At 35.2% G+C, this 13,083-nt stretch carries 16 protein-coding genes; 4 read left to right on the forward strand and 12 right to left on the reverse strand.

Translation table 11 applies throughout. The features are described 5' to 3' along the window. Positions 1 to 20: 20 nt before the first annotated feature. From O0955_RS15575 to O0955_RS15585, 3 genes are all read right to left on the reverse strand, one after another. On the reverse strand, positions 21 to 797 hold the full coding sequence (locus O0955_RS15575) for a TPM domain-containing protein (RefSeq protein WP_269428486.1): 777 nt from the start codon (positions 795 to 797) through the stop codon (positions 21 to 23). A gap of 3 nt (positions 798 to 800) precedes the next feature. Further along, a complete protein-coding gene (locus O0955_RS15580; RefSeq protein ID WP_269428487.1) occupies positions 801 to 1,244 on the reverse strand; it encodes a TPM domain-containing protein in 444 nt (147 codons plus the stop codon). An 81-nt stretch (positions 1,245 to 1,325) separates the two neighbouring features. Next, positions 1,326 to 1,907, reverse strand: coding sequence for a LemA family protein (locus tag O0955_RS15585; protein WP_269428488.1), 582 nt, complete (start codon positions 1,905 to 1,907; stop codon positions 1,326 to 1,328). Between the two features lie 110 nt (positions 1,908 to 2,017). On the opposite strand from O0955_RS15585, the gene O0955_RS15590 reads away from it, so the two are divergent. Beyond that, complete coding sequence (locus O0955_RS15590; protein ID WP_269428489.1) at positions 2,018 to 2,281, forward strand: hypothetical protein; 264 nt, start codon at positions 2,018 to 2,020, stop codon at positions 2,279 to 2,281. A gap of 207 nt (positions 2,282 to 2,488) precedes the next feature. Here O0955_RS15590 and O0955_RS15595 read toward each other — a convergent pair whose 3' ends face one another. From O0955_RS15595 to O0955_RS15620, 6 genes are all read right to left on the reverse strand, one after another. Continuing rightward, the gene (locus O0955_RS15595) at positions 2,489 to 3,088 is read right to left on the reverse strand and encodes a hypothetical protein (RefSeq protein WP_269428490.1); all 600 of its coding nucleotides are present in this window, start codon (positions 3,086 to 3,088) and stop codon (positions 2,489 to 2,491) included. Between the two features lie 66 nt (positions 3,089 to 3,154). Further along, positions 3,155 to 3,601, reverse strand: coding sequence for a hypothetical protein (locus O0955_RS15600; RefSeq protein WP_269428491.1), 447 nt, complete (start codon positions 3,599 to 3,601; stop codon positions 3,155 to 3,157). A 173-nt stretch (positions 3,602 to 3,774) separates the two neighbouring features. Further along, positions 3,775 to 4,011: a hypothetical protein gene (locus O0955_RS15605; RefSeq protein ID WP_269428492.1), complete on the reverse strand. Its 237-nt coding sequence runs from the start codon at positions 4,009 to 4,011 to the stop codon at positions 3,775 to 3,777. Further along, positions 4,001 to 4,411 carry a hypothetical protein gene (locus O0955_RS15610; RefSeq protein ID WP_269428493.1) on the reverse strand — a complete coding sequence of 137 codons (411 nt, stop codon included), beginning with the start codon at positions 4,409 to 4,411 and terminating at the stop codon, positions 4,001 to 4,003. The genes O0955_RS15605 and O0955_RS15610 overlap by 11 nt, the downstream gene beginning before the upstream one ends. Before the next feature lie 5 nt (positions 4,412 to 4,416). Then, positions 4,417 to 6,498, reverse strand: a complete 2,082-nt coding sequence (locus O0955_RS15615) for a hypothetical protein (protein ID WP_269428494.1) — start codon at positions 6,496 to 6,498, stop codon at positions 4,417 to 4,419. Between the two features lie 161 nt (positions 6,499 to 6,659). After that, the gene (locus O0955_RS15620; protein WP_269428495.1) at positions 6,660 to 7,778 is read right to left on the reverse strand and encodes a tyrosine-type recombinase/integrase; all 1,119 of its coding nucleotides are present in this window, start codon (positions 7,776 to 7,778) and stop codon (positions 6,660 to 6,662) included. A gap of 235 nt (positions 7,779 to 8,013) precedes the next feature. Between O0955_RS15620 and O0955_RS15625 the strand changes: the two genes are divergently transcribed. Both O0955_RS15625 and O0955_RS15630 read left to right on the forward strand, forming a co-directional pair. Then, positions 8,014 to 9,555 (forward strand): NAD(P)/FAD-dependent oxidoreductase, encoded by a 1,542-nt coding sequence (locus O0955_RS15625; RefSeq protein ID WP_269428496.1) that lies wholly within the window; start codon positions 8,014 to 8,016, stop codon positions 9,553 to 9,555. Positions 9,556 to 9,589: 34 nt separating this feature from the next. Further along, positions 9,590 to 10,060, forward strand: coding sequence for a DinB family protein (locus tag O0955_RS15630; RefSeq protein ID WP_269428497.1), 471 nt, complete (start codon positions 9,590 to 9,592; stop codon positions 10,058 to 10,060). Positions 10,061 to 10,090: 30 nt separating this feature from the next. On the opposite strand, the gene O0955_RS15635 is transcribed toward O0955_RS15630, so the two are convergent. Genes O0955_RS15635 through O0955_RS15645 form a run of 3 tightly spaced genes read right to left on the reverse strand, consistent with a single transcriptional unit; the run spans position 10,091 to position 11,996 of the window. Then, positions 10,091 to 11,041 carry a DUF5777 family beta-barrel protein gene (locus tag O0955_RS15635; RefSeq protein WP_269428498.1) on the reverse strand — a complete coding sequence of 317 codons (951 nt, stop codon included), beginning with the start codon at positions 11,039 to 11,041 and terminating at the stop codon, positions 10,091 to 10,093. Between the two features lies 1 nt (position 11,042). Then, positions 11,043 to 11,582, reverse strand: a complete 540-nt coding sequence (locus tag O0955_RS15640; RefSeq protein ID WP_269428499.1) for a YceI family protein — start codon at positions 11,580 to 11,582, stop codon at positions 11,043 to 11,045. Positions 11,583 to 11,612: 30 nt separating this feature from the next. Then, entirely contained in the window at positions 11,613 to 11,996 is a 384-nt protein-coding gene (locus O0955_RS15645) for a c-type cytochrome (RefSeq protein WP_269428500.1), read from the reverse strand. A 188-nt stretch (positions 11,997 to 12,184) separates the two neighbouring features. On the opposite strand from O0955_RS15645, the gene O0955_RS15650 reads away from it, so the two are divergent. Continuing rightward, the gene (locus O0955_RS15650; RefSeq protein ID WP_269428501.1) at positions 12,185 to 12,544 is read left to right on the forward strand and encodes a CoA-binding protein; all 360 of its coding nucleotides are present in this window, start codon (positions 12,185 to 12,187) and stop codon (positions 12,542 to 12,544) included. Positions 12,545 to 13,083 lie beyond the last annotated feature (539 nt).

Here is a 13,083-nt window from a genome sequence, read left to right on the forward strand (position 1 = left end):
CGGTCAGGTATTTTGGTGCTCTACCAGCTACCGCTGGAACCACCTCCGCCGAAACTTCCACCACCAAAACCGCCAAATCCACCACCTCCGCCGGATGAGCCTCCGCCAAAACCACCGAATCCACCGCCATTACCACGGCCTCCGCCTCCAAAAAGCAGTGCCCAAAATAATGCATTGGATGCACCACGGCTTCCAATTACTTCTCCGTTTCCACCACCACCTTTTCTCATCAGGATAATAATAACAATCACAATAATAATAATGATGACAATACTTCCTGATCCACCTTTACCGGATGAAATTCCAGGGTTGTCATTTTTGTATTCACCACGGGTATATTTTATAATGGAAGTAGTGCCTGCATCTAACCCGGAATAATAGTCTCCTGCTTTAAAATAAGGCTTAATATCATTTTCGATAATTCGTTTTGCATAAATATCTGGCAGTGCGCCCTCAACTCCGTAGCCGGTTTGAATCGATATTTTTCGGTCACCAACGGCCACAACAATCATAATACCATTGTTCTTTCCACTTTGACCAACGCCCCATTTACGTCCTAATTCAACAGCATATTCATTAATATCGTAATCACCTACCGATTTTATAATTGCAATGGCAATCTGTGTAGAAGATGAATCGTCAAATGCAACCAGTTTTTGTTCTAATCCCTGTTTTTGGGTAGAAGACAATACGCCAGCATAATCATTAACCAGCGTTGATGGCTTTTCAGGAAAATCCTGTCCAAAAGCGAAGCAGAAGATTAAACTAAACAGCGATAAAAGAAATAGTTTTTTCATTATTTAGTTATTTTCCAGTTTATCCATATACACAATATCGTTTGGTAATTCGTTTATATCTCCCGCCTGATAAGGAAAGAATAAAGCTAATTTTTCTCCTGCAAGGGCAACTCCGGCAACAATACCATCTGCCAGATTGCCATTGGCAAAATGGGCATTCATGGCTACTTTAGTCGTTTCCCAAAAATTATCAGGTACTACGCGGTTAATACCACTATCGCCAATAATGGCAAATTTATGATCTGCATGAGCCAGATAAATCAAAACCCCGTTTCTCTGTGCAGTTTTATCCATATTCAGCTTTGTAAAATATTCTATTGCCTTTTCATATGCATTACCCTCACAATGTTTATCTATTGCAATCCGGATTTCGCCAGAAGTTGCATTTTCTGCATCAGCAATCGCTTTTGCAATTTTATCCTGTTCAATATCTGAAAATATAGACATATCTTTCTTTTATAATGAAGTAAAAAGGGTAATACATGTTTAAATGAAACACGCATTACCCTTAATTTTTATAGCTTAAAATTAAAATTCTACTTTAGGCGCATTTTTAGCAGCTGCATCAGCCTCAAAGTAGCCTTTAGCTTTAAATCCAAACATTCCGGCTGTTAAATTGGTTGGGAAAGATCTGATCTTGCTGTTGTATTCCTGTACAGCATCATTAAAATCTTTACGGGCAACAGTAATTCTGTTTTCAGTGCTTTCTAACTGTGCAGAAAGATCGCTGAACTGTTGTGTTGCTTTTAATTCAGGATAATTTTCGGTAATGGATAATAATTTACCTAGTGCCTGACTTAATTGTCCTTGTGCTTCCTGATATTTCTGAATATTTTCTGGCGTTAATTCGTCCGCTTTAACAGTCATTTGCGTTGCTTTTGCACGGGCTTCAACCACTGCGGTTAAAGTTCCCTGCTCAAATTTAGCGGCACCTTTTACAGTACTTACTAAATTTGGAATTAAATCTGCTCTTCGCTGATATTGGGTTTGTACGGTTCCCCATTTAGATTTTACATTTTCATCAAGTTTAACCATGCTGTTGTATCCGCATGAACTTAGCGTACTAACTGCAATCACAGCAGCTAAAATTCCAAAAACTAATTTTTTCATCTTTAAGATATTTGTTTTATGTATTCAAATTGAATTTAAGCTCAATTTACAAATTAGATTACAAATTCTGTACCTTTGTTACACTTCGGGATAAATACCTGACAAGTTGTATGCAAAAAGAAATCGAAATTACGCTGCTCCCGCATCAGGTTGAGCAACCAGAAATCATCAATCAGAAACTTGCTGAATCTTTAAAAGTGCCTTTAGAGCGCATTAAAAGTTACGAAATACTGAAAAGATCTATTGATGCACGATCAAGAAAGGTCATTTACAGATTGCAGGTGAGGGCTTTTATTGATGAAGAAAAAATTCTTGAAATTTATACCGTAAACTATCAAAATGTCAGTAAAATGCTTATTTATTCAGAATTTTAAAAATAGTGATGATGGAATCAAAATGATTATTAGTAGCAATGGAAATCTTTGAGGGCATTTAATAGACTTTTAAGCGAGTAAGGTAATTAAAAAATGAGAATATATTGATTTTTTATATTAGTTAAGTAAAGCAAAAAAGCGGTTGATAATACACACCAACCGCTTAATAGGATAATATAATCTTTTATGCTTTCAAATTCTCACTGATTATTCATCATCTAAAAGTGTTGCACAATTTTCAGAAAGCTTTTTTAGTCGTTCTGGTAGCATACCAAGTGCTTGCATGTCTTTTATTGATGAGTAATATTTATTAATCATATCAAGCATCTGTTCATCCGGGTCACAGGCTTGAGCTTTTTCCATATAAATCAAAGTTTTTAAAACTTGATTTTTGTATTTAGTAAAACTCTCTTTATAAAGTGGGATATTTTTTTCTTTTCCCGCCTTATTAACCTCAGCGCTAAGTGCATTACATTTTTTAATATTTATAGCCGCCAATGCAAGATAAGGCACATAATAATTGGGTGAAAACTTTATGCATTCCTCATAATATGGAATTGCTTTAATTTCATCAATGCTTTCATATATTCGGCCTAAATGATAATTTAAATTGGCTATTTGTTTTTCATTTAATTCTGTTTTATGATTTAAAAGCTCAAGTGCTTTGGCTATTGTTTCCTGTTTTTTACTATCAGACATTCTTATCTGTATATAATCCCAATACATGTCTTTCACACTTTTAGTTTGGGGAAACGCTTGGTTAGAAAACAGCAATAAAAAGAAACTATATATTATTATTTTTTTCATAGACTTTAATCTTAATTACTCCAACTGAATTATTCTTTAATACTATTTCTTTAAATTATGCCATATCTAAACATATATTGGTTTTATCCAAAGCGACATTAATAGGCCCTCGTTGTTAATAAAAGCAATACAATTATTTATAAACTCAACTCCTTCTCCTTCAAATTCAGGGTCACCGATGCAAAACCAACCTGTTTTTTCGTTTTCATAAACCTGTACAGAAATTTTGTTTATACTATAACAAAAGCCATATTCAAATTCTCCTTCCACCATAAGAATTCCCCTTATATGTTTAGGAATATTTTGAGTAAGCTTTTCTCGTTTAGTATCCCCACCTGAGTACCCCCATATTTCTATAATTTGCTTATCAACAACAGTTAGTGTAAGCTTATTATAAGCTAGGTCGTAGTCAATTTCGTGTATAATTGGCTCTGTATCAAATGAAAAATCCTTTTTAATATATTTTACCATTCCTTGATGAATGTGCTCCGTTTCGATTATTTTAAATTTCATTACATTTTAATTAGGCCAACTGAATTATGGTTTAATGATATTTCTTAATCTTATGCTTTCTATCTCGTTTTTAATAAAAGTTGCACAAGCTTCTAAATCATTTGTAAAGTATTGAATTTGTTCTTTTTTTCCATCACCATTTAACAGGCCAACTTCATAGTCGGTACTCTCATTTAAAAAAAAAAGTACCAACCAGATGTTGTGCGTTTATTCTCAGAGTATGTTAGCCAATTATCAATGATTTGCTTATCTTTTTGAGAAAGGATATTTTTTATACTCTCCTCGGTAACTTCTCCAAAATTCAAAAAATAACCCGAATTTTTTAAAGCATTATATACTGAAATATTGTCATTTCGACTAAGTTCTTTAGGAATATTCAACACCTTATTTATCGTTTCTTCAACTTTCATTATAATTTTTCTTTGAAGGAAACATCTGTGCCACCCGTTTATTTTCAAGATCTTCAAGCGCTGCTTTGGTAGAAGAATATTTTTCGTGGTTGAATAACATTTTAATAAGCTGGAGATGTTGTTCTAAAAAATTAATAGAATCTTCAATCGCAAAGACCTTTTTAAGATCATTTTCCTTATATATTAATGCTTTAATTAAGCCCAAATCAAACCATAGCTTATTATCTTTTATTGTACCGATATCTAATGAAGTGCTTGATCTGTCTCTAACCATTCTAATCAAAACATCACCATTAGAATAGGTGCAGTAGAAATCCCCAAAAGATCCTGAATTAATATCTTCAATTAGTTCAAAGTGGTTTGCTATAAGAAGATCTTTTAATAATATTTTGTTTTGCATACTTTCTATTTGATTAACCAACGACCATCAGAACTAACTCTATAACCTTTACTAAATAAATAATTTAATTCTTTTTCAAAATAACTTCCAGGTCTTACCTTATTTATTGGTGTTGCCAATATTATATCACTCCCCCTTGAAATCGCCCTATCTAAAAACTTTTGATTTGCAATCCAACGTTCCGGATCAGACATTTCTTTCCAAATATTTAATGGTATTTCAAACCTCTTCGCAGCAAGTTCTTCTGCTAAAGCAACATATTCGGGATAATGACCTAACACAACAACATCTTGCTGTACCGCCGCTTCTACAGATCGAAGTGCATTAGTCCTTACAGAAGCACTGGTAGGATTTGTAACATACAAAGTTGCTAAATAAATCCAATAAGATGGGGATTTGATAGACTCACCCCAAAGATTGAGCAAGCCACTTACCCGATCTCCGGCCATTAATTGAATCATTCCTTTGGTTGGTGTACCATTCATATACACCAAATCGGCAGCACTTGTATAATATTCTACATTTGTTCTAAAATTATTTACTTGATCTGCTTTGATAAGATATTCAACACCATTTTTATTTCCACCTGTTCCTAATCTTGATGCAGTATAAAATGATAATCCACCGCTACTATTATAAAAGGGCATTAAAGTATAAGTTCCAACCTCAATAGTATTGGATGTACTTCTTGAGCCTAAGTTAAATAATTTAGAGCCTTTATATTGAACTATTAAATAAAGCTCAATTCCATTACCTGTTATTGGGTCTTGTATGGAACTTATAATATCCAGCATTTCTGCTTCTGAATAATAATAGCTTGCATCAAAAGTATAAGTTACTGGTGTTGCCCCACCGCCCAATGGAGGAACGGGATTAAAAATAATCGGTTGCCCGCTTGGGCCATAAAAGACTGGAGTGTAATTATTTGGATTACCTGTTCCATCTGGCCCCTTACCTCCTATATTATATTGATAACCTACTGTAAAGGGCCCTGCATTTACATTAGGCGTAAAAAAGGATACGACTAAATCACCATTTGCATCTTTAATCTCAATTATAGTACCAACATATTTTGATCCATCTGGAAGAGTAACAGTAGTGTTCGGTTTAGGTGGAGATACTGTCAATCCTGCTGCTCTTGAATCAGCTAAAAGCTGTTCAAAAACACTAACTGGAACTACACAATTTAAGCAATTCGGATCTGTGCCGTAATTTTTTGGCGGATTCCCATCATCCGGCGCAATTGGTAATGTACCTGGAACCGGTTGTTGTCCACGTGGGTTATTAGGGTCGGGAATAAGCCCTCCGGCACCATCTGTTGGTATCTCTACATCTACGCAAAATCTGGTGTAATTATAACCTTTAATGTATGTTGAACAGACTGGTGCTTGTGAACCTTCAGGCTGTATACATGATTCACCATAAATTGGAGTTTGACCAGTATAACAAAATTGCTGCGCCGATACCTGAATTCTTCCATTTCCAAAATCATTCATATTGATTTTTTCTTTCAATGCTGCGTTAACAGACTCCCTATGCCCAGCTTCTGTACCCGGAACAATTGGTACTATCATTTTACCCCTATCATAAACCCACCCATTTACGAAATTTCCAATTTTGTTATAAAAGTAAATTGTACCCGTAAAATTATCTACTTCTTTGTAGTGTAATAGGTCATTAGAAACACTGGCCATATAATAGCCGTCAGTTATTTGCCCGCTTTTATGATCCTTAAAAATCAATAATTTAATTTTACTCTTTATCTGATGATTTTGCTTATCATTTTTACTGACAATATCATTGGTTATAAAAGCATCAATAGAACTAATTAAGTCAATTTCATAAACAGTTTGATCTTTTAATTCATTTACATAAACCTGATTCCAATTTGGAGTCATACTTGAAAACAGTAGACTTTTTTGATTAAAGTTTTTGCTTTGCCAGTCTTTTAAGACTGAAAGCTCGTTGCTAGAAAGTTTCTCATTGCTTAGATTATCCTTTTTACAAGCAGATATAACTAAAAGTAAGGCTATGAAATATAGCCCTATAGCCTTAAAAGGTAAAGAGAGTGCATTAATTTTTCTCATCAGTTTAATAATTATTAAATAAAATTAGTTATTATTTTTAGGGATGATGATTGCACGAAGGTAATTCCATAATCTAAATAAAACAATATTATTTGTATTTTTATGTTACAATGAACAGTCTTATTATTTTATATTAAAATCTAATTTATTTTGTGTAATGATTAAATGTTGAACTTTAAAACTCTCTCTTTTTCCTCTTTCTGATTTTCCAAATAAAATTCCTTTAAATCCTTTAAGTAAACCTCTGTTGTTTTGCTTAAAGTGTGACCATTCTTAATTTGTACTTCAGTAAAAGACAGTCCCTCATAAACTAATTCATGTACATTGGCCGTATGCTTAAGGTGATATTTAGTAAAAGATGTATTAATTCCAAGGTCAGTTAACATCGTTTTAAAGCTATATGACATACTTTTATGTTTGTACATAATTTCACCTAAATAAGTAATCCTGCCATTACCATGATTGCTAAAAAGATAATAATTTTGGATTTCAGGTTTTTTAAAATCGACTCCAATACTGAGTAAATGATTATGCATTGGAGCATCTAAGGTAATCTTTCTTGCTATCCTAGTTTTGCTTTTTGCTGCTTTTAAATAAATCATTCTTTTTTCTAAATCAAAATCCTTGATTTCTAGTCTGCAAATTTCAATAGGTCTTAGGTGGGCATAGTATATAAGGAGTAAAAAGGTTAAGTAGGGCGGTTTTCTGTGCTTTTTAACATAATCAAATATACTTTGTAATTGCTCTACACTAAATACTGTACTGTTGTCTTTTTGTTCTCTTATTAATTCATAGCCTATCCTAATTGATTTTATAGGATTATGAGTCAAAACACGCTTTTTAGAAAACCAGAATTCTAATATAGCGCCAAGTCTTTCTTTATATTCTTTAATTGTAAATTTTGAAAGTGATTTTTTGAATCTGGGTGATATATACTCCTTCATGTAAACAATATAATTTTCCAATAACTCTCCATCTATACAATCTAATAAAACATATGGCATATTTATTTCTTGTAGATATTTTTTAAAGAAATTGATGCCTAGTTCATAATTTCTGATAGATTTATCAGAGAGAAATAGTTTACGGTTTTCTAAATATGCGTCTGCCGCGTGATTGAAAGAGGGCATTACTTGCTTTTTATTTATTTCATTGAAATCTTTCCCGTCATATATTTTAGTTGTTAGTAGATCATGAATAGCATTATATGCTTTTCTGATTCTTTTTTCTTGCTCTTTTTTATTTATGCCTGATTTGTTTAAACCAGCCTTAAATTTCACTTGTTTACGTTTATTATTTATTGTATAATAGAAATAGATGTAAGTTTCTTTACCAGTACTTATATAAAACGTTTGAGCAGTTAGGGTTTAGGGGGTATGGCTTAACTATCATAAACTTTTGATACTTTTTTAATTGATTAATAGGTAATTAATTTTTCTAAGGGGTTAGTAATTAGTGTATTCAGAATTTTGATGTACCTTTGTTACACTTCGGGATAAATACCTGACAAGTTGTATGCAAAAAGAAATCGAAATTACGCTGCTCCCGCATCAGGTTGAGCAACCAGAAATCATCAATCAGAAACTTGCTGAATCTTTAAAAGTGCCCCTGGATCGCATTAGGAGTCATGAAATACTAAAAAGATCTATTGATGCCCGTTCAAGAAAAGTAATTTACAGACTTCAGGTAAAGGCCTTTATTGATGAAGAAAGAATTCCTGAAGTTTATTCGGTAAACTATCAAAATGTCAGTAATGCTAAGCCTGTAATTATAGTTGGTGCAGGGCCAGCCGGTTTATTTGCTGCACTGCAGTGTATAGAAAATGGTTTAAAACCGATCATTATCGAACGCGGTAAAGATGTAAAACAACGCAGACGGGATTTGGCCACCATTAATAAACAAGGTTTAGTTAATACCGAATCTAATTATTGTTATGGAGAAGGCGGAGCCGGAACATATTCTGATGGTAAATTATATACCCGGTCTAACAAACGCGGAGATATTAATAAAGTATTACAGGTTTTTGTAAGCCACGGTGCCGAGCAGGATATTTTGGTAGATGCCCGTCCGCACATTGGTACAAATAAATTGCCCCATATTATTACTTCAATAAAAGATACAATCCTGAATGCGGGTGGTGAAGTAATGTTTGATAGCCAAATGACTGATATTTTGGTTGAATTTGGGAAAGTTAAAGGCATCGAAATAAATTTTGAAGATAAATTACTTGCCGATCATATTATTTTGGCAACCGGCCATTCAGCCAGAGACGTATATGAATTGCTGAACCGCAAAAATATTCTGATTGAGGCAAAACCCTTTGCGTTGGGCGTTCGTATTGAACATCCACAAGCCATTATAGATTCTGCTCAATACCATTGCGATACCCGTTCAGAATTTTTACCACCAGCTTACTACAGTCTGGTTGAGCAGGTTGGTGCACGGGGCGTGTTTTCTTTTTGTATGTGCCCGGGTGGAATTATTGCGCCTTGTGCAACCGGAGAAAATGAAATTGTAGTTAATGGCTGGTCGCCATCCAAAAGAAATAATCCATACGCCAACTCGGGTACTGTGGTGCAAGTTACCTTAAATGATGTACAAGGTTATGATCCGCTAAGGATGTTAAACTTTCAATCGGAAATAGAAAAACTGGCTTTTGAGGCTGGGGGAGGCAATTTAGTTGCACCCGCACAACGGATGATTGATTTTGTAAACAATAAGCTGTCTATAGATTTACCAAAAAATTCTTATCTGCCAGGTACAAAAAGTGTAATGCTTGATAATATTCTGCCAGAATTTGTTTCTGAAAGTTTAAAAGCTGCGCTTCCATTATTTGGAAATAAAATTAAAGGGTATTATACCAATGAAGCCATTTTGGTTGGTGTAGAAAGCCGTACCTCATCACCTGTCCGGATTCCAAGAGACAAAGAAAATTTTCAGCATCCGCAGGTTTCGGGCTTGTATCCATGTGCTGAAGGTGCTGGTTATGCAGGTGGTATTGTTTCTGCTGCCATAGATGGTATTAACTGTGCAAATGCAATAATATCGGCATCGTAATAAAACATTCTAATATCTCGGTTGTTTTTTCTTTATGTTTAATATCACGGTCGAATTAAGAAAAGCATTCAATGGTGATGCATGGCATGGCAATCACATCATGCAGATATTGAATCAGGTTAAACCCGAAAACGCGTTTAAGTATTTTATTACAGATGGACATTCTATAGCGGAAATTACTTTGCATTTAACCAGCTGGACAGAGGAGGTATCTGCCCGGCTAATGGATAAAATAGCTTCAGAACCAGCTATGGGTGATTGGCCAACTCCACAGAATAAGACGGCTCAAGGCTGGGAGAAAATTATTTTTGATTTTAAGGTTGCTAATGAGGAACTTATCCGGGTATGCGATTCTATAAAAGGTCAGGATTGGCACGAATGGGTAAAATCAGAAAGTAGTGCAGCGTTGGGCAAAGGAATGGATAAGGTAGAACTGCTTAATGGCCTGGTTCAGCATCATGCTTATCATGCCGGACAAATTGCCCTTTTAACCAAGTTTAATTAAAGGGGAAATTTTAACTTCCCCTCCAAAGCATTAATTTTTTGCCTTCTCTTTTTTTACCATCGAAAATCGTCTTGCAATACTAAATCCCCACCGGTATTGGTTTTTTAACCAGGAAGAATGCGTATCTGTAATAAACTGAGATTCTTGTATTGCCGTAGCATTGGTAAAATTGAGGTGGAAAACATGTCCGCCAGTTTCAATTTCTAAACCAATTCCAAGCGGATTATAAAATTTTTGGTCATTAATCTGCTCCAGGTACTTCTTTTTATCCGCATTACGGAAAGGTAAAAAGTAATCGGCCACAAAAGCCATGCGCTTGCTAAACTTTATGCGCCCGCCAATGCCTAATGCGAATAAATCATTCTGATCGTTAAAGGCTGTAAAATTCCGGTGGATATAAGTTGGTGTAATAGCAAAAGAAAAATTGCTGTTAAATTTTCTGGCTATAATACCCTGAACCACATAGGTTAAACGATCCTGAAAAGATTTGTAGGCGGTGGCAGAAGTCAGATCATCAGATGCCTTAACCGCTGAAGCGGTGGCACTTCCAAATAATGTTATGGCTACCGGAACCCGATCGTTTATAGTTTGCTCCATTAAACGGTATTTCAGGTTGCCCTCATAAAGTTGTGTTGCGGCAGTGGCTCCTTTAGCCCTGGCTATTCCCACAGATAATTTATCCGATAATCCATAATCAAAGCCTATGCGGATATCGGTAGATTGATCCAGGCCGAAAAAATTCTTTATGCCTCCATTTTTTCCGGCAATATCGCCAAACCTGTGGTCTACACTAAAATTAAGTTCATGTTTAAAAATGGTCTCATTAGAATGCCCGTTGATTAGTTTGATTGCTTTAAAAGTGGCCGAAACTTTCTGGTCCGGTGCCACAGGATTACCCAACACTTTCTCCAGATCGCTTTGCGCAAAAGAGAAGCTGCTAAATCCGGTTGACAATAATATAATGCTGTATATTCTTTTCATTTTAATTGATTTGATAAGTTGCATTCACCTTTATATCCATTACTTCAGCAATGTGCGTAATTACCAGCGAAGGGATTTTAATTTTATGATCAGCTGTTTTAACTTTAAATGCCGCGCTCGCTTTAACTATTTTGTCTTTAATAATCAGCGTAGCTTTTGTGGTATAGATTTTTGAAACCCCGTGTACGTTTAATGTTCCGCTAACAGTTACAGTATAAGTTCCATCTTTGTTAAAATCAGGCTTATCCATAATTTTTCCGTTGAAAGAAGAAACAGGATATTGCTCACTTTCCATATAATTTTCGTTAAAATGCTCCTGCATCAACTTCTTTTTAAACTGAAAAGCCGTATTGTTTGCCTTAAAAAGTACCTCTCCCGTATTTACATCAATTGCCGATATTGCCGTATTGTTAATCCCTTGTATGTCTTCAACAGGCGTGCTCGAAAAAAAAGAAATATTAGTGTTTTTACTGATAAGCGGTTTTTGTGCAAAGCAATTTGTGCCGATCAGCACAATTGCCATAAGTAATAGTTTTTTCATTGGTCGGTTTGCTTTTAATACTGATAAATACTATTGAGGCATTCCTTTATCCAGCCACGCTTTTAAAAGTTGTTTTTCGCTTGTACTTAACGATCCGTTCATTGGCATAACGCCCGTAACCAAAACGGCATTGTTAATTTTTGCTGAGTTTGCAGTAACCGACGCATAATTTGAATAGGTCCAGCTTGGTGCTCCGCTGCCGCCAGCCGTATGGCAGCTTGCACATTTTGTTTGAACCAGGGCCTGGATGTAATTGGTAAAGGTTACATTATCTACAGTAACCGTACCACCTGTTGGCGGAACAACCGGAGTTTCGGGCTCGGTTTTAATCTCTTCAGCCTGCTTTTTAGAGCAACTGTACAGAAAAAAAATGATGAGCATAAGTATGGTTAGGGTAATTAAGCTTTTTTTCATGGGTTTTGTCTTTGATTTAACCCTATTACGGCATTATTCATTTTGAGGTTGCCTGTGGCGATAAAAAACATGAGAATGTTTAGCTGCAAATCAGAAACTGAAATAAATGACAATTCTCTTAAAACCATTTTGTACCAAATGCCTTTATTTGTAAAGGAGGAATTTATGTTCCAGAATAAGAAAAATTCATGAAAAAGACATTAATTATAGGCGCATCGCCAGATCCGAGCAGATATGCTTACAAAGCCGCACATATGTTAAAGCGTTTTAACCACGATTTTGTAAATGTTGGTATAAAAAAAGGAGAGGTTGCCGGAGTTGAAATTGAAAAGCCTGAACAAATTCATCAGGACATTGATACCATAACCTTATATATTGGTCCCGATTTACAAGCACAGTACCATGATTATATATTGGAAACCAAACCGAAGCGTGTAATTTTTAATCCCGGTACAGAAAATCTGGAATTAGAAAAACTTTTGGATCAGCATAATATCGAACCGGTTGAAGCCTGTACACTTGTTTTATTAACAACAGGACAGTATTAAAATTTCTTTTTTAGGAAATCAGGCGTATTTGAGGTATTGGGGTTTGGTCCCGCCCTTCATTTCAAAGCCTCGGTTCGTGCCTTACCTTCGGGTTTTCCATTAGGGCCGGGTTTATTTATCCAGGGGTTGTGCTCCAAAACTCCCAATAAACCTTTCCTTTTCCCGATTTTTTAGCTCCTGAGGTTCAAATCTTCTATTTTTTCTTATTGATATCCATTAAGTTAAGGGATTTTGGCGGGATAAAAGGGTTTTATGTTTTGTTAGTGCGGATAATTTTTCTACTTTTGCAACCCGGTTCGGAAGGACTAGGACGCCGTAAGGGAAGGGATTAGGGAGATTAAGGAAACGGCAATTGAAGGAATGGGAGAAATGGGGTTTTAAGTTGGGTTTTGCCTGGCTTAAGGTTTAATCCGGGAGGGAAAAAAAGAATTTATTTTTCTTGCGGATTAAAAAAGTTTTTCTACCTTTGCAATCCCAAACGGAAACGAATGGAATCCTAAAGCAGCGGATGTTGCAGGAGGGAATAAAAAAGATTGAAA

It is taken from the genome of Pedobacter punctiformis (assembly GCF_027213715.1).
Lineage (GTDB): Bacteria > Bacteroidota > Bacteroidia > Sphingobacteriales > Sphingobacteriaceae > Pedobacter > Pedobacter punctiformis.

What these genes read in the sequence shown, in the direction of transcription:
- O0955_RS15615 (WP_269428494.1), bottom strand. Translation starts at nt 6,498, where the DNA reads ATGAGAAAAATTAATGCACTCTCTTTACCTTTTAAGGCTATAGGGCTA.
- O0955_RS15610 (WP_269428493.1), bottom strand. Translation starts at nt 4,411, where the DNA reads ATGCAAAACAAAATATTATTAAAAGATCTTCTTATAGCAAACCACTTT.
- O0955_RS15640 (WP_269428499.1), bottom strand. Translation starts at nt 11,582, where the DNA reads ATGAAAAAACTATTACTTATGGCAATTGTGCTGATCGGCACAAATTGC.
- O0955_RS15630 (WP_269428497.1), top strand. Translation starts at nt 9,590, where the DNA reads ATGTTTAATATCACGGTCGAATTAAGAAAAGCATTCAATGGTGATGCA.
- O0955_RS15585 (WP_269428488.1), bottom strand. Translation starts at nt 1,907, where the DNA reads ATGAAAAAATTAGTTTTTGGAATTTTAGCTGCTGTGATTGCAGTTAGT.
- O0955_RS15605 (WP_269428492.1), bottom strand. Translation starts at nt 4,011, where the DNA reads ATGAAAGTTGAAGAAACGATAAATAAGGTGTTGAATATTCCTAAAGAA.
- O0955_RS15600 (WP_269428491.1), bottom strand. Translation starts at nt 3,601, where the DNA reads ATGAAATTTAAAATAATCGAAACGGAGCACATTCATCAAGGAATGGTA.
- O0955_RS15625 (WP_269428496.1), top strand. Translation starts at nt 8,014, where the DNA reads ATGCAAAAAGAAATCGAAATTACGCTGCTCCCGCATCAGGTTGAGCAA.
- O0955_RS15590 (WP_269428489.1), top strand. Translation starts at nt 2,018, where the DNA reads ATGCAAAAAGAAATCGAAATTACGCTGCTCCCGCATCAGGTTGAGCAA.
- O0955_RS15595 (WP_269428490.1), bottom strand. Translation starts at nt 3,088, where the DNA reads ATGAAAAAAATAATAATATATAGTTTCTTTTTATTGCTGTTTTCTAAC.
- O0955_RS15645 (WP_269428500.1), bottom strand. Translation starts at nt 11,996, where the DNA reads ATGAAAAAAAGCTTAATTACCCTAACCATACTTATGCTCATCATTTTT.
- O0955_RS15650 (WP_269428501.1), top strand. Translation starts at nt 12,185, where the DNA reads ATGAAAAAGACATTAATTATAGGCGCATCGCCAGATCCGAGCAGATAT.
- O0955_RS15635 (WP_269428498.1), bottom strand. Translation starts at nt 11,041, where the DNA reads ATGAAAAGAATATACAGCATTATATTATTGTCAACCGGATTTAGCAGC.
- O0955_RS15580 (WP_269428487.1), bottom strand. Translation starts at nt 1,244, where the DNA reads ATGTCTATATTTTCAGATATTGAACAGGATAAAATTGCAAAAGCGATT.
- O0955_RS15575 (WP_269428486.1), bottom strand. Translation starts at nt 797, where the DNA reads ATGAAAAAACTATTTCTTTTATCGCTGTTTAGTTTAATCTTCTGCTTC.